At 49.1% G+C, this 411-nt stretch carries 1 protein-coding gene; it reads right to left on the reverse strand.

Translation table 11 applies throughout. The features are described 5' to 3' along the window. The coding region (locus KTR06_RS24385) for a beta-galactosidase (RefSeq protein WP_217290902.1) at positions 1–411 on the reverse strand (411 nt) is incomplete at both ends.

Here is a 411-nt window from a genome sequence, read left to right on the forward strand (position 1 = left end):
CCACTGGTCTGTCTGACGCTGGAACTCCATTTCCCAATAGTTGTTCATATCGAAAAGCAGTCCAATGCGTCGGGAAGCCAGCTGTTTGGGCATACGGCTTTTCTTATCGTAGGCGGCACGAAGCTTTTTCATCTCCTGCGCAATACGTACATATTCTTCACCGCCCGGAGAAAGAGTCACCCCATCAGTCATTATCATGCCGTAATGATATTGTTCACTGCCTTTCAGAGGTTGACGGAAACGGTAATTGCACACAAACTTCCCACCACCTGCAAAAACGTGATACACCCACATACGCACAGCGCCGGGTAGGGGGTGTGGATTATACACTCCCCAGTTCACCTGACCGGGTTGTAGTTCCATCACTCCGAATGTTTTGCCGACACGGTTACGAAACTGGTCATTTGAAAA

The organism is Bacteroides sp. MSK.20.12 (assembly GCF_019052435.1).
Lineage (GTDB): Bacteria > Bacteroidota > Bacteroidia > Bacteroidales > Bacteroidaceae > Bacteroides > Bacteroides xylanisolvens.